The organism is Streptomyces sp. NPDC015171, assembly GCF_043079545.1.
GTDB lineage: Bacteria > Actinomycetota > Actinomycetes > Streptomycetales > Streptomycetaceae > Streptomyces.
In genome coordinates, this window is the sequence record NZ_JBIBUO010000001.1 from 449690 (window position 1) to 470744 (window position 21055).

Here is a 21055-nt window from a genome sequence, read left to right on the forward strand (position 1 = left end):
GGTCTCCCGCCGTGCGCCCGGCCGGCCTGTGCCGGCCGGGCGCACGGGCCGTTCAGGGAGCCGCCAGCCTGCGCTCCAGGGCGTCCGGATCCGTCACCGGCAGGTCGCAGACGAAGCCGCGGCAGACGTACGCGGCCGGTGCGCCGTCGATGAGGGTGCGGTCGGCGAGGAGCGGGAACTCGTCGCCGCCCGGGGTGCCGCAGGCGACCACGGCCCCCGGGGCGACGCCCCGCAGCGCCGTACGGTGCAGCGCGGCCGTCCGCTCGTCGGTGAGGGCCGGTCCGACGACCGCCACCTCGCGCGGCCCGTCGAGCAGCGCCTCGGCGACGGCGAGACCCCATCCGATGAACCGGGGCACGCGCGGCCCGAGCGTCTTGACCACCCCGAGCGCCCGTTCGGCGGCGCCGCGGTGGGGTTCGGAGCCGGTGTGGGCGGCGTAGCCCAGCAGCGCGCCGGCCGCCGCGGTCCAGCCGGAGGGGGCGGCGTTGTCCGTGGGGTCCTGGGGGCGGCGGATCAGCTGCTCGGCGTCGGAGGCGGTGTCGTACAGCGCGCCGGTCTCCGGGTCGGTGAAGCGGGCGAGCACGTGGTCGAGCAGCAGTCCGGCGAAGTCGAGCCAGACGCCCTCGCCGGTCACCGAGGCGAGCGCGAGGAAGCCCTCGGCCGCGTCGGCGTAGTCCTCCAGCACACCCGCGTTGGGGCCGACACGGCCGTCCTTGCTGGTGCGGGCGAGCCGGCCGTGGTCGTCCAGGTGGACGCGGACGAGCAGGTCGGCGGCGCCGACGGCGGCCTCGACCAGATCGGCCCTGCCGAAGTAGGCGCCGGTCTCGGCGAGCGCGGCGATCGCGAGGCCGTTCCAGGCGGCGACGACCTTGTCGTCCCGGCCCGGGGCGGCCCGCCCGGCCCGCGCGCGCAGCAGCCTGCTCCTGACGGAGTCGATCCTCTCGGCGTCGAACACGCCTTCCGTCTGCGGGAGCTGGAGGACCGACTGCCCGTGTTCGAAGGTGCCCTGCTCGGTCACACCGAAGTGCTGCGCCGCGAGTTCGGCGTCGTCGTCGCCGAGGACCTCCCGCAGCTCCTCGGGCGTCCACACGTAGTACGCCCCTTCCACGTGCCGCCCGCTGCCGTCGTCGCTGTCGGCGTCGAGCGCGGAGGCGAACCCGCCCTCCCCGGTGCGCAGTTCGCCGACGATGAAGTCGGCGGTCTCCAGCGCGACCCGCCGGGCGAGGTCCGAACCGGTGGCCCGCCACAGATGGGCGTACACCCGGCACAGCAGGGCGTTGTCGTACAGCATCTTCTCGAAGTGGGGCACGACCCAGTCGCGGTCGACGGAGTACCGGGCGAAGCCGCCGCCGAGCTGGTCGTAGAGACCGCCCCGGGCCATCCGCTCGCAGGTGTCCTGGGCCATCTGGAGCGCGCCCTCGGCGCCGGTCCGCGCGTGGTGGCGCAGCAGGAACTCCAGCACCATGGACGGCGGGAACTTGGGTGCGCCGCCGAACCCGCCGCGCTGCGGGTCGTACTCGCGGGTGAGCCCGAGGAGGGCCTGCGCCAGCTCCTGCTCGCCGGGCGCCTCGGCGGCCTGGTGGCTCAGCTCCCGCTCGGCCAGATCGCGCACGATCTTCCCGGCGATCTCGCCGACCTCGTCGCGCCGCGTCTCCCATGCCTGCCGGACGCCCTCCAGCACCTGCCGGAAGGCGGGCATGCCGTGCCGCGGGGCGGGCGGGAAGTAGGTGCCGAAGTAGAACGGCTCGGCGTCCGGGGTGAGAAAGACCGTCATGGGCCAGCCGCCCTGGCCGGTGGCCGCCTGGACGGCCTCCATGTAGACGGCGTCCACGTCCGGCCGCTCCTCGCGGTCGACCTTGACGCTGACGAAGTGCTCGTTGAGATAGTCGGCGGTGGCCCGGTCCTCGAAGGACTCGTGGGCCATGACATGACACCAGTGGCAGCTGCTGTACCCGACGCTCAGCAGCACGGGTTTGTTCGTCCTGCGGGCCTCGTCGAAGGCCTCGGCCGACCAGGGCCACCAGTCGACGGGGTTGTCGGCGTGCTGGAGCAGATACGGGGACGTCTCATGGGCCAGTCGGTTCACCGTTCCACTCTCCCACGGGCTCCGGCAGCGCGTAGAAGCGCATGAGCACGGGACGCGCGCCGTCCGGCGCCTCCTCACGCGGGTGGCCGTACCGCTCCAGCAGCGCGTGGTAGTCCCGCATGAAGGCGAGCAGTTCCTCCCGGGTCATCCAGCCGCCGTGGCGCTGGATCTGGGCCCAGCCCTCGGGGCCGCGGTACTCCTCGTGGGCGCGGCGGTAGAGGGCGGTGTCGAACTCGATCTTCAGGCGGGCGAGGCCGGCCGCCGCCGCGTACTCCTCGGGTGCCATGGCGGCCGGGTCGGGCGTGGTGTGCCGGAAGGGCAGCACGCGCCACCAGCGCTCCCGGCCGCCGGACTTCTCCGGGATCTCCTCGATGAGCTGCTGCTCGGCGAGTTTGCGCAGGTGGTAGCTGGTGGTGCCGGAGCTCTCGCCGAGTTCGCGGGCGAGGACGGTGGAGTTCGCCTCGCCATGCCTGCCGAGGTAGTCGAGGATCCGGCGGCGCAGCGGGTTGCCGAGGGACTTGTAGAGGGCGGTGCGCTCCAGGCTGGTCATCTCGGGCAGGCCGTCGGTCATGGGCTCACGGTATCCCCGGGAACCCTGAGACGTCCCTGAACCGTCCCCCATATCGCCGAATTTTCTTTGCAGAGATTTCTCTGCGGCCTACGGTGGGGGCAGTGGCACGGCGCGACGGGCGACCGGGGCGGGAAGGGGGCGCGGCATGGACGGCGAGGAGATCGCGGGAGGGACGGGGACGGGGATGGGGAGGACGGCAGGGACGGGGAGGACCGGGATGGGGAATGCCGGGATGCGAAGGGCGGGGATGCGGCGGTGGACGCTGATCCTGCTGGGGGTGGCGGCGGCCCTGCTGGTGCCCTGGATGGCGGTGCTGGCACTGACCCTGCCCGGCAGTACGCGGGTCCACCACTGGCCCCTGGCCTGGATCGGCCTGGACGTCCTCCTGGCCGCCGGCTGCGCCACCACGGCCTTCCTGGGCCTGCGCGGCGACGCCCGCTTCCGCCTCACCGCCTCGGCGACGGCGAGCGTGGCGGTCCTGGACGCCTGGTTCGACATCACCACCGCCCACACCGGCACCCCCCTCCTCCAGGCTCTCGCCTGCGCGGTGGCGGAGGGGGCGGTGGCGGGGGTGTGCGTGTGGCTGGCCCTGCCCGGCAGACGCGGGCGCACGAAGTCCCCGTAGACGCGGCCCCGGCACACTTCCCCCACATCCCGCCGCTCGACACCCCCTCGCGCCGACGCCTCGCCCGAAGGACACTCGTACGCAAAGGAGTTGCCGCCGGAGGGGGACGGGACATGCGGGACGGTCATCGGGCGGAAGCCGAGCGGCTGCTGGCGCGGGCCGTGGAGGAGGAGGTGCGCCGCTCGGGCGGTCGGATCGAGGGCGGGCCGCTGCTGTCGCGGGCGCGCGCGGCCCTGGACGCGATGGCGGGCGCGGCGGACGAGGAGTACGCGGCCTATACGCGCGCGCTCGACGAGACGGAGGCCGGCCGGCTGACCTTCGGCCAGCGGTACGCACGCGCGGGCGCCGGAACGGCCCTGCTGGTGGCGGCCGTTGCCGCCGTCGCCGCCGCCGTCGCCGACCTGTCCCTCGGCACCGGCACCGGCACGGCCCTCGGTGCGGGTGCCACCGCGGCCGTGGTGGGCGCGGCGGCCACCGTGGCGAAGGTGGCCGGCGCGCATCTGCCCGCCGCCCACCACCGCGCGGGCGCGGCCGGCCAGCCCGGCGGCCCCGAGCAGCTGCGGCTGCAGTGGCTGACGGCGCTGGAGGTGCGGGGCATCCGCCCCTTCCTCGACCAGCAGCGGGTGCTCACCTCGTCGGCCGGCACGAAGAAGGGCGGCGGCCCGGCGCTGCGCGGCGCGGACAAGAGCGCCGCGGCCCGCAGGCGTTCGGTGCTGGAGCAGTCCTTCGGTCAGCTCCCGGAAGCCGACGGCGTGTTCGCGGGGCGCCGGGAGGAGCTGGGGCGGATCAGGCAGTGGGCGCAGGCGGCCCGCGCGGCCACCGAGACCCGGCCGACGGTGGTGGTGCTGCACGGCGAGCCCGGCTCCGGCCGGACCACGCTCGCGGTGCGCGCGGCGCACGAGCTGCGGGACCACTTCCGGGGCGCGGTGGTGGTCGACCTGCGCGGCGGCAGCTACCGGGGGGCGCCGCTGTCCACCCGGGACGCCCTGCTGCACCTGCTCAACCGGCTGGGCGCACCGCGCGAGCAGCTGCTGTTCCGGGAGCGCTCCGCACCGGACCAGCAGGTCAAGCGGCTCGCCGAGCTGTACCACCGGCATCTGACCGGCCTGCCGGTGACGATCGTGCTGGACGACGCCTCGGACCCGGAACAGGTGCGCGCCCTGGTGCCGGAGCATTCCGACAGCCTGGTGCTGGTGACCAGCCGTACGCCCCTCGACCTGCCCGGGGACCTGCCGGCCTGGGTGCACGAACTGCCGGTGCGGCCACTGGACGGGGCGGGCGCCGAGGAGCTGCTCGGCGCGGCGGCCGAGGACACGTCGGGGCCGTACGACGCCGAGTCGTCCGACCGGGTCCGGCAGCTGTGCGGCGGGCTGCCGCTGGCGCTGCGCATCGCGGGCTCCGCGCTCGGCCCGCGCTCACCCCGGCAGCTGGCCGTGGACCTGGGCGCGTACGGCCCGGTGGAGCCGGTGGAGCGGGTGCTGTGGCTGCGCTACACCGACCAGCCGGAGCCCGCCCGCCGGCTGCTGCGCAGGCTCGCGCTGGCGGGCCGGGCCTCGCTGGGCGCGGCGGCGGCGGCCTCGCTGCTCGCCACCGACGAGGCGGCGGCTGCCGGGCACCTGGTGGCGCTCGCGCGGGCCGGGCTGATCGACCATGTGCGCGGCAACCGCTACCGGCTGCACGACCTGGTGCGGGCCTTCGCGCACGCCCGGCTGCTGGACGAGGAGGACCCGGCCGAGCGTGCGGCGGCGCAGGAACGGCTGATCGTGAACTACGCGGAGCTGGCCGACTCGGTGCTGCGCCTGGTCGACGGGAACATGTCGACACGGTCGAACCAGTTCGGCTCGCACGGCTTCCCCTCGCTGGACGAGGCGCTGCGCTGGCTGGACGACGAGTCCAGCTTCATCACGGCGGCCCTGCGGCACGCGGAGGGCGTGGACCAGGCGGCCGTGCTGAATCTGCTCGGCGCGCTGTGCGACTACTGCCTGCTGCGCGGCGATCTGTACCGGCTCGGGGAGATCAACGAGCTGGCGCAGTCGGTGGACCAGGGGCTGCTGGTGCGCTCGGTGCAGTGGCGTACGGGGATCGCGGCCCGGCAGCTGGGCGAGCTGGACAAGGCGCGCACCACGCTGGCCTCGGTGGTGGACCTGTACCGGGAGGCGCACCACGACGCGGGGGCGGCCCGCGCGCTGTGCTCGCTCGGCATCACCCTGCACCACCAGGGCAATCTCACGGAGGCGGCGGCCAAGCTCCAGGAGGCGCTGGATCTGCAGGCCGCGCCGGAGCTGGCGACGGACCGGGCGTGGACGATGCACGCGCTGGCCGCCGTCCAGCGGGACCGGGCCCGCCCTGCGGAGGCGCTGGACCTGCTCACCCGTTCCCTGGTCCTGCACCACGAGGGCGGCTCGGTGCACGGCGAGGCCTGGGCGCACTTCCAGCTGGGCCAGCTGGCACTGCGGCTGGGGGACGTACCGCGCGCGGAGACGGAACTGCGCGCGGCCCTGGAGCGGTACGGCAGGACGCGCGACGCCCGCGGCGAGGCATGGGCGCTGACCGAGCTGGCCCGGGCCCGGATGGTGGCCGGGGAGCCCTCCGCCGCCGTGGAGGGCCTGCGCCAGGCGGTCGCCCGGCACCGGGACAACGAGGACGCGCGCGGTGAGGCATGGACGCTGTACTACCTGGGTCAGGCGCTGGAGGAGACCGGCGAGCTGGACCAGGCGGTCCGCGAGCTGGAGCGGTCCCGGACGATGTTCTCCCGGATGCGGGACGTGTACGGCCTGGCCTGTGCCCGGCATCACTCGGCGCGGGTGACCCGGGACCAGCGGGCGGCGCAGACCGGCTCGCTGCGCAACTCCGGCTTCGCCCGCCAGCTCCTGGTGGACGCGCGCGCGGACTTCCAGCGGATCGGCGTCGGCCACGGCGAGGCCTGGACCTGCCTGGAGCTGGCGGTGGTGGACGCGGGCAACGCCCGTACCCAGCAGGCGCTGACGCTGTGCGACGAGGCGCTCACCCTGTTCGCTTCGTACGGCGACCGGCGCGGGGAGGACTGGGCCCGCTTCCTGCGCTGCACCCTGCTGCCCTACGCGGCGCCCGGCGGGGTGGAGGTGGGCACGGCGGTCGCGCAGGAGGAGCTGGCCCAGCTGTCCCGCGCCACGCATCCGCTGCGGGACGAGAAGCTGGGCGACTACGTCTCGGCGTACGCCCTGCTGCTGGAGCGGGGCGTCCAGCTGGAGGCCGGCTGGCAGGCCTGGCGGCTGCGCATGACGCCGGACCGCCACGCCCGTGAGGTGATGGGGGTGGCGGTGCCGGCGGGGCGGTGACCCTGGGGTCAGCCGCGCCGTGCCGTGGAGTCGGCCGGCTCCGCGGCGGGCTCGGCCGCGGGGTCCGGGGCCTCCTTGAAGTCGACCTTCTGCATCTGCTTGTTCATCGACTTCATCAGGCCCCACACGGCCAGGGCCATCACCGCGAAGACGATGAAGCCGAGGACACCGGGGGTGACCTTGTTCTCGTCGACCTCCTTGGCGAGGGGGACGAGGTGCGTCACTGCCAGGCTCACGCTTGCGCTCATGTCAGGCATTGTCGCGGATGCCCGCGAAGAGGTCGTCCTCGGGGAGGGAGGTGTCGACGAGAGACTTCGCCAGCTCGTACTCCTCGGTCGGCCAGACCTCCTTCTGGAGTTCCAGCGGGACCTTGAACCAGCCGCCGTCCGGGTCGATCTGCGTGGCGTGGGCGATCAGCGCCTTGTCGCGGATCTCGTAGAAGTCCGCGCAGGGGACGTGCGTGGTCAGGGTGCGCTCGGTGCGGTCGTTCTCGTCCCAGCGCTTGAGCCACTCCCCGTACGGCGACTCCAGGCCGCGGTCGAGCATGGCCTGGTGGAGCGCCTCGGTGCGCGGGCGGTTGAAGCCCTGGTTGTAGTAGAGCTTCAGCGGCTGGTAGGCGGGGCCGAACTCGGACTCCGGGTACTTCTCGGTGTCCGCCGCGCCCTCGAACGCCACCATCGAGATCTTGTGGGTCATGATGTGGTCGGGGTGGGGGTAGCCGCCGTTCTCGTCATACGTGGTGATCACCTGCGGGCGGTAGGAACGGATCTTCCGCACCAGCTCACCGGCCGCCTTGTCCACGTCCTCCAGGGCGAAGCAGCCCTCGGGCAGCGGCGGCAGCGGGTCGCCCTCGGGCAGGCCGGAGTCGACGAAGCCGAGCCACTCCTGTCCGACGCCGAGGATCTCGCGGGCCTCGTCCATCTCCTTGCGGCGGACCTCGTGGATGTTCTCCTCGATGTAGGCGTCGCCCTGGAGCTTGGGATTGAGGATGGACCCGCGCTCTCCGCCGGTGCAGGTCACCACCAGCACGTCCACCCCCTCGGACACGTACTTCGCCATGGTGGCCGCGCCCTTGCTCGACTCGTCGTCGGGGTGCGCGTGAACGGCCATCAATCGCAGCTGGTCAGTCAAGACTCAATCCTCGGTAAGTCAGCGCCCCCGCGTCTTCGGGTGCGTTCGGCGGCTTCTATAGTGACCGAATCGGAAGGCGAATAATTCCGCGGAGAGGACGATCATGAGTAGCGTGAGCACGGGATTGCCCGAGGGCCGCTACAGCCGCTCCTCGGACGAGCGTGCCGACCGCAAGCTCAAGATCGCCGGCTCGGTACTGGGCGCGGCCCTGCTCGCGCTGATCGGCTACTTCGCCTACCACTACATCGCGCAGAACGAGATCAGCGCCGAGGTCATCACCTTCCAGGCGTCCGACGACGCGGTCAAGGTGCATCTGGAGGTCCGCAAGGACGCCGGCGCCACCGGCTACTGCACGCTGCGGTCCCAGTCGGCCGACGGTGCCGAGGTGGGCCGGGCCGACTTCCGCTTCTCCGGATCGGCCACCCGGATCGACAAGGTCGTCACGCTCCGTACGACGGACAAGGGGACCACGGCCCAGCTGCTGGGCTGTCACACGGGCTGACGGTCGGCCGACACGGCGCCGCTTCACCCACACGACGTAGGCCCCGGCCTGCATTGATGTATTTTTGATGGCTTATGTCCTCCCCCTTTCGCTCGTGAATTGTTAGGCTCGTGGTTTCGCCCATCCAAGAGGGAACATGCTTCTGGGTAGGGCGATGCTTTGTATCCCAGTACCGACGAGGAGCACCCTGTGACCCAGACCAGCGAGAACGTCACCTGGCTGACCCAGGAGGCGTACAACAAGCTCCGGGACGAGCTTGCGTACCTTACTGGTCCTGCGCGCACGGAGATCGCCGCCAAGATCGCCGCAGCGCGTGAGGAGGGCGACCTGCGCGAGAACGGCGGGTACCACGCGGCCAAGGAGGAGCAGGGCAAGCAGGAGCTGCGTGTGCGCCAGCTGACTCAGCTTCTCGAGAACGCCCAGGTCGGCGAGGCTCCGGCCTCCGCCGACGGTGCCGTCGCGCCGGGCATGGTCGTCACGATCGCCTTCGACGGTGACGAGGACGACACCCTGGAGTTCCTGCTCGCCTCGCGCGAGTACGCGAGCGCCGACATCGAGACGTACTCTCCGCAGTCCCCGCTCGGCTCGGGCGTCCTCGGCCACAAGGTCGGCGAGGACGCGGAGTACGAGCTGCCGAACGGCAAGAAGGCCATGGTTCGGATCCTGAAGGCCGAGCCCTACTCGGGCTGATCCCGGCTTCCTGTCCGCCCACCGCCCCCGGCCGCCCTCAGGGCCGCCGGGGGCGTCTTCATGTCCGCCGGCGTTCCGGGGCTGGTGGGGAACCGCCCGCCATACGGGACTCCAGGCACAGGTGAGCGGGCACCTTGCAGGCCGCGACCCAACGCGTCCGAGATGAACGTCAGCGGAAACAGCCGGACCATGCCGCCCGAGGTCGCCGCCTCGGGGGTGCGCACGGACAGGCCGATGAGTGCGCCGAGCCACGAGAACGCGTGACCGAACAGCAGGAGCACGCCGAATCCGGCGAGCACCTCGCCGAAATTCTCGTGCGTACGCCACCCGACGATCAGGGCGACGGCCGCCAGGACGACGAGGGTCAGCGCGGTCTGGACCAGGTCGGCGAGCGTGCGCCCGGTCAGGACCGCGCCGCGTGCCATCGGCATGCGGCCCGTCCGGTGCGGCGCCCGCCGGGCCCGGGGTCAGTCGATGACCGTGTATCCGGCGTCCCGCAGGGCCCGGCCGACCTCGGCGCAGTGCGCCGGGCCCTTCGTCTCCAGGTTCAGCTCCACCTCGACCTCCGACAGCCCCAGCCGGGGGTCGGTGCGGACATGGCTGACGTCGAGCACGTTGGCGTCGGCCGCCGACAGCACGCCGAGAAGCGTGGCGAGCGCGCCGGGCCGGTCCGTGAGCCGCAGCCGCACGGCCAGGTAGCGGCCCTGCGCGGCCATGCCGTGCCGCAGCACGCGCTGCATCAGCAGCGGGTCGACGTTGCCGCCGGAGAGCACGGCGACCACCGGGCCCGCGAAGGCGTCCGGCGCGTCCAGCAGCGCGGCCACCGGGCTCGCACCGGCCGGTTCCACGACCAGCTTGGCCCGCTCCAGGCAGAGCAGCAGCGCCGCGGACAGCCGGTCCTCGCCGACCGTGCGCACCTCGTCGACGAGGTCCTCGACGATCCTGAACGGCACCACGCCGGGCCGTCCCACCTTGATGCCGTCGGCCATCGTCGTCGGGTTCCGCAGCGAGACCGGGTGCCCGGCGGCCAGCGAGAGCGGATAACTGGCGGCTCCCTCGGCCTGCACGCCGACGATGCGGACGTCCGGCCGGATCGCCTTCACGGCCACCGCGATGCCCGCCGCGAGCCCGCCGCCGCCCATGCCGACGACGATCGTGCCCACCTCCGGGCACTGCTCCAGGATCTCCAGGCCGACCGTGCCCTGGCCGGCGATCACATCGGGGTGGTCGAAGGGGTGGATGAACACCGCGCCGGTCTCGGCCGCGTACTCCTGGGCGGCGGCCAGGGTCTCGTCGACCACCTGGCCGTGCAGGCGCACCTCGGCGCCGTACTCCCGGGTCGCGCTGATCTTGGGCAGCGGGGCGCTCTTCGGCATGAACACCGTCGCGTGCACGCCCAGCAGCGCGGAGGCCAGCGCCACGCCCTGCGCGTGGTTGCCGGCGCTCGCGGCGACCACGCCGGCCGCCCGCTCCTCGGGCAGCAGCCCGGCGATCCGGATGTAGGCGCCGCGCAGCTTGAACGAGCCGGTCCGCTGGAGGTTCTCGCACTTCAGGTACACCGGTGCGCCGACCAGCTGGGACAGGTACCGGCTGCCTTCGAGCGCGGTCACCCGCGCGACGCCCGAGAGCATCTTCTGGGCGCCGCGCACGTCGTCGAGGGTGACGGAGTGCAAGGAGTGGGCCGTGCGATAGCTCATCACTCCAGCATCGCAGTTCACCTGTGCGTACGACGGGTGTGACCAAGCTGCGAGACCGGGTTTGCGCAGCGCCGGTACGGCCCGGCGCCGGGCCGCGTACCCTGTCCCCCAACCCAGCAGCCCTTCATGAAGCGAGCCTCCGGCCATGCCCACAACACCAGAAATGTCGATGGACATGACGACCGTCGGTGACACCGGTCTCCTCGACACCCTCCAGCACGAGGTGGCGGTGTTCGCGCGCCGTGCCGAACAGACGCGGCTCGGCGGCGTCGGCCAGGTGCGCAACTCGATGGACCGCGCCGCGTATCTGCTGCTCAACCGCCTCGACAACGAGGGCCCGATGGGCGTCAAGGCGCTCGCGGCGAGCATGGGCATCGACTCCTCCACGGTCACCCGGCAGGTGGCTCCCCTGGTCGACACGGGGCTCGTCAAGCGCACCTCGCACCCGGAGGACGGGCGTGCGGTGGTGCTCCAGCTGTCGCCGCGGGGCACCGCCCGTCTCGAGGAGGTGCGCTCGTCGCGGCGTCAGCTCATGGCCGAGCTGACACACGACTGGGCGCCGGAGGAGCGCGAGCAGTTCTGCACGCTCCTCACTCGCTTCAATCGCGCGCTGTCCGCGCGCATGACGGTGCAGGGCGTTCCGGCGGCGGAGCAGCCGCCGGCCTCCTGAACCGCGCACCGCCACAGGAGAGGTCCGGAGTCTTGACCCCGGGCCGCCGCTGGCCTCATATGAGACCGGGTCCGGTCAGGACCCCGTCCGGGGGGAGGCGCGGTGCGTGATCGGCGACTGGCCCGCGATGCCCGCCGGGCCCGGGAGTTCGAGGCGTTCGTCGCGGGCGCGGGCGGGCGCCTGCTGCACGCCGCCACGCTGCTCACCGCGGAGGCGCCGGACGTCAACCCGCGCGCGCGGCGCCTGCTGACGCTGGCGCTGGCCCGGACCTACGCCCGCTGGCACCGGCTGCGCGGCGAGGACCCGTACGACTGCGCCCGCCAGTACCTCGCCACCCGCTTCGCCCACACCACCTGGCACCGGTACGGCGTCTTCGGCCGGGCCCGGCCGGATCCGCGCGGCCCGCTCGCCTCGCTCACGCCGCGCGAACGGCTGATCCTCGTCCTGCGGCTCTACGAGGGGGTGGCCGAGGAACAGGCGGCGGCCCTGCTCGGCCTCCCGGCGGAACGTGTCCACGCGATCTGCGACCGCGCGACGGCGACGGTGCTGCATCCCGCCCGGCAGGCGCCCGCACGGCCGGCGGGCGCGAAGGCGGCACCGTCATGAGCCCCACGGGCCGGTCCGCCGCGGCGCCCCGCGCGCGAGGACACGAAGGCGCCGCCGCGCGGACACGCGGGAAAAGGGCCGCCCCGCCACTCCGCCCCCGCAGCGAGGACGGCACCACCGCGGGGCACACCGCCGGATCCGGCTTGCCAGCCCCCGCGCGCGGGGACGGAGACGCCGCCGCCCTACCACGCGCAAACCGATCCGCGCCGCCATTTCGCCCCCTCAGCGAGGACGGCAGGGTCGCGGGGCACACCGCCGGTTCCGGTCAGCCAGCGCCCGCGCGCGGGGACAGGGGCGCCGCCGCTCTGACACGCGCAAACCGACCCGCCCCGCCATATCGCCCCCTCAGCCAGGACGGCACGGTCGCGGGGCACACCGCCGGTTCCGGTCAGCCAGCCCCCGCGCGCGGGGACAGGGACGCCGCCGCCCTGAGGCGCGCAAACCGATCCGCGCCGCCACTCCGCCCCCTCACCGAGGACGGCAGGGTCGCGGGGCACACCGCCGGATCCGGCTTGTCGCCCCGCGCGCGGGGGCGCGGCGGGGGTACCGGGAGGCCGTGGTGAACCGGGCCGAGCGGGAGGCGGCTGCGCGGCGGGTCATGGAGCGGGTCGCGGTGCCGGTGCCGCCGGATCTGTCCACCGAAGCGGTGCGTCGCGGAGACCGCCTGCTGCGGCGCCGGCAGCTCGTGCGCCGGGTGCTGTGGCTGCTGCTGTGCGCCGCTGCCGTCGCGTTCGCCGTGTGGGCGGCCGACGCGCACCCCTGGGTGGAGCCGCCCTCGCAGACGACTCCACCGGTCAGCGGCTGGTGACTCCGGCTGTCAGCCGAAGGCCTGCTTCAGGTCCTCCACCAGGTCGTCGACGTTCTCGATGCCGACCGACAGGCGGACCAGGTCGGCCGGGACCTCCAGCGGGGAGCCGGCGACCGAGGCGTGCGTCATCCGGCCGGGGTGCTCGATGAGGGACTCGACGCCGCCGAGGGACTCGCCCAGCGTGAACACCTTGGTGCGGCTGCACAGTTCGACCGCGGCCTCCTCGCCGCCCTGGACGCGGAAGGACACCATGCCGCCGAACGCCTTCATCTGCTTGACGGCGATGTCGTGGCCGGGGTGGTCGGGCAGCCCCGGGTAGCACACGCCGGTCACGCGCGGGTGCCGGGTCAGCATGTCGGCGATCTTCGTGGCGTTCTCGCTGTGCCGGTCCATGCGCACCGCGAGGGTCTTGGTGCCGCGCAGCACCAGCCAGGAGTCGAAGGGGCCGGCGACGGCGCCCATCGCGTTCTGGTGGTAGGCCAGCTCCTCGCCGAGGCCCTGGTCGGAGACGATCAGCGCACCGCCGACCACGTCCGAGTGGCCGCCCATGTACTTGGTCAGCGAGTGCACGACGATGTCGGCGCCCAGTGACAGCGGCTGCTGGAGGTAGGGGGTGGCGAAGGTGTTGTCGACGACGAGCTTCGCGCCCGCGTCGTGCGCGACCTGGGCGACGGCGGCGATGTCGGTGATGCCGAGCAGCGGGTTGGAGGGGGTCTCCACCCAGACGGCCTTGGTCTTCGGGGTGATCGCGGCCCGTACGGAGGCCGGGTCGCTGGTGTCGGCGACCGACCATTCCACGCCCCAGCGGGTGGCCACCTTGGCGAAGAGCCGGAACGTGCCGCCGTAGGCGTCGTTCGGGATCACCACGTGGTCGCCGGGGGTGAGCAGCGTACGCAGCAGTGTGTCCTCGGCCGCCAGGCCGGACGCGAAGGCGAGGCCGCGGCGGCCGCCCTCCAGCGCGGCGAGGTTCTCTTCCAGTGCGGTCCGGGTCGGGTTGGCGCTGCGGCTGTACTCGTAACCGCCGCGCAGCCCGCCGACGCCGTCCTGCTTGTAGGTCGAGACCTGGTAGATCGGCGGGACGACCGCGCCGGTGAGGGGATCCGCGGTGTTGCCCGCGTGGATCGCGAGGGTCTCGAAGTGCTCGCTGATATGCCTGTCGCTCATGTCCACCGAGCGTAATGCTCCTGACCGGTTCCTGACGTCCGCAATGAGGGACTCGTCATCTTCTGCCATCTCACTGTCATGTTCCGGCCCGGAGTTATCCACAGGTGGCAGAGGGGTTCGTCATTTGTCGGCGGCGTCTGGTTCGCTTGGAGGCATGGCGATTCTCTGGCTGCTGATGGCGCTGCTCATGCTGGGCCTCGTCCTGCTCCCGGTCATGCGGCGCAGGCGCGGGATGATCGAGCAGGTTCCCCCGGGACACCCGGACGCCGCCGACCCGGCGGACTACGGCTTCGTGCGCCAGGAGGAGCTGGACGTGCGCCTGCCCGGCCCCGACCAGGACCTGCTGGACGTCCTTGAGCTGGTCCAGCGCACCCGGGACCACCGGGCCGCGGCCCAGCTGCTGGCCGGCACCGAGTCCGCGGGCGAGCTGCGCTGGCAGCGGGTGCAGGCCTTCGCCGGCGCCGCCGCGCTGGAGCTGCAGGAGCGGCCGGGCGGGGTGCATGAGACGCCGGGCGGCCAGTGGCTGCGGGTGTGGCGGGCCGAGCAGCCCAAGGACGCGGGCGGCGCCGCCGTGCACGCGGAGTTCCTGGTGCAGCAGGCCTGGCGGACGGCGACGCCGGGTGCGGACGACTTCCGGATCATCATGGAGGAGGCGCGGGACGCCTGCGGGCAGGCGGCCCTGCTGGCCCCGGGCGACCCGGTGCCGTACGTCATAGAGCTGTCCATCGGGCGTGGACTGGCTTATTCCCAGGGCGAGTTCGAGCAGCTGTGGCTGAAGATCCTCGACCGTGCCCCGCATCACATGGGCGCGCATCTGGCCGCGCTGCACTACTGGTGCGAGAAGTGGCACGGCTCGCGTGAGCAGGCGTACTCCTTCGCGGAGGCCGCGGCGGCCCGCGCCCCGCGGGGCTCGCTGCTCGCCGCGCTGCCGCTGTTCGCGGTGTTCGAGCACCTCCCGGAGGTGAACCTGGTCGCGAGCTTCTACCAGAGCGAGGTCGTCACCAGGGCGATCCACGGCGCGCTGCACGCGGTGCACGCGGCCGGCCCCGACGACCCGATGCTCCCGCACGTCCGGCATCTGCTGGTCTTCTTCCTGGTCCGCGCGGAGCGCTGGGCGGAGGCCATGCACCAGCTGGTGCACGTGGACGGTCACGTCGGCGCGCTGCCGTGGACCCTGTCCGCCGACCCGGCCGCCGAGTTCGCCCTCCAGCGCGCACTGGCGGTGGCCGGCTACGAGGCCAACGGCGGCAGCCCGGCCAGTCTGCCCGGCTGACCCGGGCAACCGCGCCCGACCGGGCACACCCCGGCCGCCTCAGCCACCTCCTCCGCCACCCCGGCCACCTCAGCTACCCCGACCACCTCAGCCACCGCCCCATCCCCCCGGACCCACCCCCGCCACCCCACCCACATTGCCCTCCTGACCTGCAGTAGGGCATACTCCGCATCCCCCCACACCGCACCACCGGCACCACCCGTACCGCCAGTCGCACCACCCGCACCACCCCGCGCATCACCACCCGCACCACCCCGCGCACCACCACCGGCATCGACCGACCACCGGACTCGGCGTCGTGTCATGTCCATTTTCTACCGCTCCGTCATGTCCCTTTTCCGAGGTCCTGTGGGGGGATCTGCCCAATGGGCGCAACTCTGCGCGCGCTGCGCGCTCTCGTGCTGCTGCTCGGCTTCTATCTGCTGAGCCTCGTCCTGCTCGCCGCGCTGATCGGCGTCGACGTCCTCGTCTTCAGCTGGGGACACGGCCCGCTCACGCTCAAGGTCGGCATCATCTCCGTGCTGCTGGGCATCCCCGTCGCCCGCGGCATGCTCATGCTGCGCACGCCCAAGGGCGAGGACCCGTACGGCATCTCGGTCACCGAGGCCGACGAGCCCCGGCTGTGGGCCGTGGTCCGGGAGCTGGCCGCGGCGGCCGGCACCCGCGCGCCCCACCGGATCCTGCTGACCGGCGAGGTCAACGCGTCCGTCAGCGAGACCCCCCGGCTGCTCGGGCTCTTCCCCGGCCGGCGGCGCCTCACGCTCGGCGTCCCGCTGCTGATCGGCCTGTCCGAGGCCCAGCTGCGGTCCGTACTCGCCCATGAGTTCGGGCACTTCACCGGCGGCGACACCCGGCTCTCCGCCCTCGTCGTGCGCGGGCGTGTGCAGATCGGCCGGGTCATCGGCCAGTTCCACGCCAGGGCGGACGACAGGGTGGCCGCCGACCGGGCCCGGCAGGAGCGGGCGTCCGCCAAGCGGGTCGCCAAGGGCAAGAAGGCCAAGCAGGTCAACACCGCCGGCGTCGGAGCGACGTACCGGGCGATGGCGAAGATCTACACCGCGTACGGCAAGCTCTACCTGCGCGCCTCCCTCTCCACGGCGCGCGGCCAGGAGTACGCCGCCGACCTGTCCGCCGCCCGGATCGCCGGGCGCGACGCGACCGCGTCGGCGCTGCGCGAGATCCCGGTCCTGTCCGCCTCGCACGACTTCTACGTCGACTCCTACGCCACCCTGGGCCTGCAGGCCCGGCTGATGCCGCCGCGCGGCGAGTTCTTCGGCGGCTTCGGCCGGCTGCTGACGGCCCGCGAACTGGACCTGGCGGAACTCCGCTCGGAACTGCCGGAGATGCCGGTCGGCCCGTACGACTCGCACCCGCCGATCGCCGAGCGCGTACGCCGGATCGAGGCGCTGCCCGCCGACGGGCGCACCGACGAGGGCAAGGGGACCTCGCTCGCCCTGCTGACCGACCCGGCGCGCACCCTGGCCGCCCTGGAGGACGCCGTCCTCATCGACGAGCTGCTCGGCTATCCGCGCGCCGCCGGCTGGGAGGAACTGCTCGACGCGTCCATGACCGCGGGTCTCTCGGCCACGACGACCCCGCTGCACCAGGCGCTGACCGAGTACACCGGGCAGCCCGCGACGCTGGCCACGCTGCTGGACGTCATCGACAGCGGCATGCTGTGGCGGCTGGCGGAGAAGCTGCCCGTGTCGGACGAGGCCGCTGCCGCGAAGGGACGGGCGTTCCGCGAGTTCGTACGGCCCGGACTGCACCGCTCGCTGCGCACCATGGTGCTCGCCGAGTTCAGCTCCCGCTCGCTGCTGCACTGGGAGTTCTCCTGGTCGCGCCCGGCGTCCGTGCGACTGCCCGGCTGGGGTTCGGGAACCGCGGACGACAACCCCGAGGCCGCGCTGGAGGCGGCCGTGGAGGCGGCCGTCGCCGACCACCCCGACACCTCGCGGCTGCGCGCGCTGCTGCCGCCGGCGACCCAGAACGCCTGACAAGCCTCCCCCGAGAAACGAACGGACCGACCGATGACCGTCCTCTTCTGGATCCTGGGCATCCTGGCCGTCCCCACGCTGCTCTTCGTGCTGTGGCTGGCCTGGACGTTCCTGAAGGAACTGTTCTCCCCGACCCCCGACGACGGCTCGAAGGCCGCGGCGGCCGCCGAGCAGCTCGGCCTGCTGCCCGCCGAGCGGCAGAACACCGACTCCGCCGCGCCGCTGCCGGCGGAGTGGGGCACGGCGCTCACCGCCGTGCGGAACGGCTCCTGGCAGCCGGCCGCCGACCTGCTCGCGGCGATCGGCCGGGACTGGGACCGCCGGTCGGCGTTCGCCTATCAGCTGGCCGAGCTGGCCGCCGAGGAGGACACCTGGCTGCTGGCGTGGGAGGCCGAGCGGCGCGAGGATCCGGACGCGGCCGTGGTGCGGGCGCGCAGCACGGTGATCCTGGCCTGGAACCTGCGGGGCGCCAAGCGGGCGCAGTACACGACCAGGGAACAGTTCGACAGCTTCCACCGCACGCTGGCCTCGGCCCGCGAGGAGGTCGCGAAGGCGTCCGCGCTGAACCCCGACGACCCGACCCCGTTCATCACGGAGATCTGGGTGGCGCTCGGCCTCGGCTACCCGAACGCGGAGATGGACAAGCTGTGGGCGGAGATCACCGCCCGCGCCCCGCACCACTACGAGGCGCACTACTCGGCGCTGCAGTACTGGTGCGCGAAGTGGCAGGGCTCCAAGCGGCTGGCCTTCGAGTTCGCCGAGCGGGCCGCGGCCGATGCACCGCGGGGCAGCCTGCTGACGGCGCTGCCGCTCATCGCGCACTTCGAGCACGACGACTCGGACGACACGGCGGCCGACAACACCCCGGAGATGGTGGCCCGGGTCGAGGCGGCACTCGCGGACGCGGCGGCGGCCGACCCGGCCCACCCGCGGCTGCCGGAGCTGCGTCACCTGCTGGCGTTCTACCTGCACCTGCAGGACCGGAACGAGGCCGCGCTCGAACAGTTCAAGCTGGTCGACGGGTATGTGAACGCGCTGCCGTGGCGCTACCGGAGCGACATGGCCGGGTACTACTGCCAGGTCCGCGACTCGGTGGTGCAGGAAGCGGCACAGGAGGCGGAACGGGCCGCGGCGGCGCGGGCCTGACCGGAAATGCGGCGGCTGCGCCGGACGTTGTGGAGGTGCCGGCCGCGGAGGCGGCCGGCGACCGCCCCGACCGACAGGGAGACCGCATGCTCTTCGGCCGCACGCCCCGGCTGCCCACCCCCGAGCAGGCCCTCAAGGGCCGCCCCGCACTCCCCTACGAGGTCCCCGGCCGCCACACCGTCCTCGGCACCCCGCTCGTCGGCCCCTACCCCGAGGGGCTGGAGACCGCCGACTTCGGCCTGGGCTGCTTCTGGGGCGCGGAGCGCACGTTCTGGCGGCTCCCGGCGGGCATCCACACGACCCTGGTCGGCTACCAGGGCGGCTGCACCGAGCACCCGACCTACGAGGAGGTCTGCTCGGGCCTGACCGGCCACACGGAGGCGGTCCGGGTGGTCTACGACCCGCGGCGGATCTCGTACGACACCCTGCTGAAGACGTTCTGGGAGTCCCACGACCCGACCCAGGGCTTCCGCCAGGGCAATGACGTGGGCACGCAGTACCGCTCGGCGGTCTACACCCACACCCCGGAGCAGGCCGCCGCGGCGCAGGCCTCCCGCGCGGCCTACCAGAAGGTCCTGACCTACTCCGGCCACGGCACGATCACCACCGAGATCCTCCCGGCCGCCGGCCGCCCGTTCTACCCGGCCGAGGCGTACCACCAGCAGTACCTGGACAAGAACCCGGCCGGCTACTGTGGCCTCGGCGGCACCGGGGTGTCCTGCCCCGTAGGGGTGGCCCGGGCGGCCGGCTGAGGGTCCGCCCCCGGACCCGCCGTAGAGCGGGCAGAAGGGCGCGGGCGTCCTCCGAAAACCGGTGGCCGCCCGTGTCGGGCGGCCGCACGCTGTACGCCATGGAAGAGCTGTACGCCGTGCAAGAGCCGCATCGCGGGATCCGCGCGGACCATACGGAGTCCACGATCACCGTCTATCAGGCGTACTCCCCGGAGATCGGCCTGCCCGCCGCCCGTACCGGCCGTTTCCCCGGCGCGTGGAAGCGGGACCGGATGACGTGGATCAAGCCGTCGTTCCTGTGGATGATGTACCGCTGCGGCTGGGGCTCCAAGGAAGGGCAGGAGACCGTCCTGGCCGTCGAGATCGACCGCCGGGGCTTCGAGTGGGCGCTGCGCAACGCCTGCCTGTCGGCTTACGCGCCCGGGGTGCACCCCGACCGGGCGGCGTGGCAGCGCGAGGTGAGGCGGGCGCCCGCTCGGGTGCAGTGGGACCCCGAGCGGGATCTGCGCCTGCGTCCGCTGCCGTACCGTTCCCTGCAGCTCGGCCTCTCGCGGGAGGCCGCGCGGCGCTACGCGGACGAGTGGACGGTCGCCATCCGCGACGTGACCCCGCTCGCCCAGGAGATCCGCGCGCTCGTGGGCGGCGGCGACCTGGCGTCGGCCGCCCGCCTTCTGCCCCCGGAACGCCCCTATCCCGCCGCCGACGAACTCCTCGCCCACCTGCGCGGATGACGCCGGGCGGCCCCCCGTACGGGGCACCCGTACGGGGGTGTGCGCAGCGCGGGACGGCCGCCGGGCGGCGCGCTCACCACGCCGGCCGGCGGCCGTGTCATGCCGCGGCCCGCGGTCAGATGGTGGCGTTGTCGATCACGAAGCGGTAGCGGACATCGCTGGCCTGCACCCGCTCGTACGCCTCGTTGATCTGGTCGGCGCTGATCAGCTCGATCTCCGCGCCCAGGCCGTGCTCGGCGCAGAAGTCCAGCATCTCCTGCGTCTCGGCGATGCCGCCGATGCCGGAGCTGCTCATGCTGCGGCGATTGCCGAACAGCGACTGGAGCACGATCTGCACCGGCTCCTCGGGCAGGCCGACGTTCACCATGGCGCCGTCCGTGCGCAGCAGGGAGACGTACTCGGAGAAGTCGAGCGGCGCCGAGACGGTGTTCAGGATGATGTCGAAGGTGCCCGCCAGCTCCTCGAAGGTGTTCGGGTCGCTGGTGGCGTAGTAGTGGTCGGCGCCCAGCCGGAGGCCGTCGTCCTTCTTGCGCAGGGACTGGGAGAGGACGGTGACCTCGGCGCCGAGCGCGTGCGCGATCTTGACGCCCATGTGGCCGAGACCGCCGAGGCCCACCACGGCGACCTTCTTGCCGGGGCCGGCGTTCCAGTGCCTCAGGGGCGAGTACGTCGTGATGCCCGCGCAGAGCAGCGGCGCGGCGACGTCCAGGGACAGCCCCTCGGGGATGCGGACGACGTAGTTCTCGTCGACGACGACGTTCTCCGCGTAGCCGCCGTAGGTGGGCTCGCCGTCCTTGCCGGTGTCGTTGTAGGTCCAGGTGGGGCCGCCGCCGGAGCAGTACTGCTCCAGGCCGGCCTTGCAGTTGTCGCACGCGCGGCACGAATCGACCATGCAGCCGACGCCCACCCGGTCGCCGACGGCGAACCGCGTCACGCCGGAGCCGACCTCGGCGACGACGCCGGCGATCTCGTGGCCGGGGACCATCGGGAAGATGCCGGGGCGCCAGCCGTCCTGGGCCTGGTGGATGTCGGAGTGGCAGATACCGGCGAACTTGATGTCGATCAGGACGTCGAACTCGCCGACCGCGCGCCGCTCGATGGTGGTCCGCTCCAGCGGGGCCTTCGGTGCGGGTGCGGCGTAAGCAGCAACAGTGGTCATGCCGGGCCTCTCCTCATGGGGGGTCGCGCCCGATCGCCTTCCGGTCGGGCACATGTCCAGCCTGCCTCCGATCGCCCGCGCCACCCAGTCCACGGCTTTGCGTACGACCGCCGTGCCTACTACTGGCGGGGACAGGATCCCGGGCGTACGA

19 protein-coding genes and 1 pseudogene are annotated in these 21055 nt (G+C 73.1%); 12 read left to right on the forward strand and 8 right to left on the reverse strand.

Going from position 1 to position 21055, the window contains the following annotated elements:
- Positions 1-52 precede the first annotated feature (52 nt).
- Together ACF073_RS02080 and ACF073_RS02085 are read right to left on the reverse strand one after the other, a co-directional pair.
- The gene (locus tag ACF073_RS02080; RefSeq protein ID WP_392065989.1) at positions 53-2086 is read right to left on the reverse strand and encodes a thioredoxin domain-containing protein; all 2034 of its coding nucleotides are present in this window, start codon (positions 2084-2086) and stop codon (positions 53-55) included.
- A complete protein-coding gene (locus ACF073_RS02085) occupies positions 2067-2657 on the reverse strand; it encodes an ArsR/SmtB family transcription factor (RefSeq protein ID WP_392065991.1) in 591 nt (196 codons plus the stop codon). Before ACF073_RS02085 ends, ACF073_RS02080 begins: the two co-directional genes overlap by 20 nt.
- Before the next feature lie 232 nt (positions 2658-2889).
- Here ACF073_RS02085 and ACF073_RS02090 point away from each other — a divergent pair, with 232 nt between their 5' ends.
- On the forward strand, positions 2890-3282 hold the full coding sequence (locus ACF073_RS02090) for a hypothetical protein (protein WP_392065992.1): 393 nt from the start codon (positions 2890-2892) through the stop codon (positions 3280-3282).
- Positions 3283-3395: 113 nt separating this feature from the next.
- On the forward strand, positions 3396-6599 hold the full coding sequence (locus tag ACF073_RS02095; protein WP_392065994.1) for a tetratricopeptide repeat protein: 3204 nt from the start codon (positions 3396-3398) through the stop codon (positions 6597-6599).
- Between the two features lie 8 nt (positions 6600-6607).
- Here the strand turns inward: ACF073_RS02095 and ACF073_RS02100 are convergent, their stop codons facing one another.
- Positions 6608-6856, reverse strand: coding sequence for a hypothetical protein (locus ACF073_RS02100; RefSeq protein ID WP_392065996.1), 249 nt, complete (start codon positions 6854-6856; stop codon positions 6608-6610).
- On the reverse strand, positions 6849-7730 hold the full coding sequence (gene mca, locus ACF073_RS02105; RefSeq protein WP_392065998.1) for a mycothiol conjugate amidase Mca: 882 nt from the start codon (positions 7728-7730) through the stop codon (positions 6849-6851). The genes ACF073_RS02100 and mca overlap by 8 nt, the downstream gene beginning before the upstream one ends.
- A gap of 103 nt (positions 7731-7833) precedes the next feature.
- On the opposite strand from mca, the gene ACF073_RS02110 reads away from it, so the two are divergent.
- Complete coding sequence (locus ACF073_RS02110; protein ID WP_392066000.1) at positions 7834-8232, forward strand: DUF4307 domain-containing protein; 399 nt, start codon at positions 7834-7836, stop codon at positions 8230-8232.
- A 189-nt stretch (positions 8233-8421) separates the two neighbouring features.
- The gene (gene greA, locus ACF073_RS02115; protein WP_392066002.1) at positions 8422-8922 is read left to right on the forward strand and encodes a transcription elongation factor GreA; all 501 of its coding nucleotides are present in this window, start codon (positions 8422-8424) and stop codon (positions 8920-8922) included.
- Positions 8923-9074: 152 nt separating this feature from the next.
- On the opposite strand, the pseudogene ACF073_RS02120 reads toward greA, so the two are convergent.
- Positions 9075-9353 (reverse strand): annotated as a pseudogene (locus ACF073_RS02120) (ABC transporter permease); the annotation flags it as partial.
- A 36-nt stretch (positions 9354-9389) separates the two neighbouring features.
- Positions 9390-10619: a threonine ammonia-lyase gene (gene ilvA / locus ACF073_RS02125; protein WP_392066004.1), complete on the reverse strand. Its 1230-nt coding sequence runs from the start codon at positions 10617-10619 to the stop codon at positions 9390-9392.
- 163 nt (positions 10620-10782) lie between these two features.
- Here ilvA and ACF073_RS02130 point away from each other — a divergent pair, with 163 nt between their 5' ends.
- The 3 genes from ACF073_RS02130 to ACF073_RS02140 all read left to right on the forward strand — a co-directional run bounded on the left by ACF073_RS02130 (position 10783) and on the right by ACF073_RS02140 (position 12703).
- The gene (locus ACF073_RS02130; RefSeq protein ID WP_392066861.1) at positions 10783-11289 is read left to right on the forward strand and encodes a MarR family winged helix-turn-helix transcriptional regulator; all 507 of its coding nucleotides are present in this window, start codon (positions 10783-10785) and stop codon (positions 11287-11289) included.
- Positions 11290-11391: 102 nt separating this feature from the next.
- A complete protein-coding gene (locus ACF073_RS02135; RefSeq protein ID WP_392066006.1) occupies positions 11392-11895 on the forward strand; it encodes a sigma factor-like helix-turn-helix DNA-binding protein in 504 nt (167 codons plus the stop codon).
- A 559-nt stretch (positions 11896-12454) separates the two neighbouring features.
- Positions 12455-12703 (forward strand): hypothetical protein, encoded by a 249-nt coding sequence (locus ACF073_RS02140; protein WP_392066008.1) that lies wholly within the window; start codon positions 12455-12457, stop codon positions 12701-12703.
- A gap of 9 nt (positions 12704-12712) precedes the next feature.
- Here the strand turns inward: ACF073_RS02140 and ACF073_RS02145 are convergent, their stop codons facing one another.
- On the reverse strand, positions 12713-13867 hold the full coding sequence (locus ACF073_RS02145; protein ID WP_392066010.1) for a cystathionine gamma-synthase: 1155 nt from the start codon (positions 13865-13867) through the stop codon (positions 12713-12715).
- Positions 13868-14021: 154 nt separating this feature from the next.
- Between ACF073_RS02145 and ACF073_RS02150 the strand changes: the two genes are divergently transcribed.
- From ACF073_RS02150 to ACF073_RS02170, 5 genes are all read left to right on the forward strand, one after another.
- A complete protein-coding gene (locus tag ACF073_RS02150) occupies positions 14022-15140 on the forward strand; it encodes a hypothetical protein (RefSeq protein WP_392066012.1) in 1119 nt (372 codons plus the stop codon).
- 365 nt (positions 15141-15505) lie between these two features.
- Positions 15506-17137: a M48 family metalloprotease gene (locus ACF073_RS02155; protein ID WP_392066014.1), complete on the forward strand. Its 1632-nt coding sequence runs from the start codon at positions 15506-15508 to the stop codon at positions 17135-17137.
- A 33-nt stretch (positions 17138-17170) separates the two neighbouring features.
- Positions 17171-18283, forward strand: coding sequence for a hypothetical protein (locus ACF073_RS02160; RefSeq protein WP_392066016.1), 1113 nt, complete (start codon positions 17171-17173; stop codon positions 18281-18283).
- An 86-nt stretch (positions 18284-18369) separates the two neighbouring features.
- The gene (gene msrA, locus ACF073_RS02165; RefSeq protein WP_392066018.1) at positions 18370-19035 is read left to right on the forward strand and encodes a peptide-methionine (S)-S-oxide reductase MsrA; all 666 of its coding nucleotides are present in this window, start codon (positions 18370-18372) and stop codon (positions 19033-19035) included.
- 98 nt (positions 19036-19133) lie between these two features.
- Positions 19134-19745 (forward strand): DUF4291 domain-containing protein, encoded by a 612-nt coding sequence (locus ACF073_RS02170; RefSeq protein ID WP_392066020.1) that lies wholly within the window; start codon positions 19134-19136, stop codon positions 19743-19745.
- 115 nt (positions 19746-19860) lie between these two features.
- On the opposite strand, the gene ACF073_RS02175 is transcribed toward ACF073_RS02170, so the two are convergent.
- Positions 19861-20904 (reverse strand): NAD(P)-dependent alcohol dehydrogenase, encoded by a 1044-nt coding sequence (locus ACF073_RS02175; protein WP_392066022.1) that lies wholly within the window; start codon positions 20902-20904, stop codon positions 19861-19863.
- Between the last annotated feature and the right edge of the window lie 151 nt (positions 20905-21055).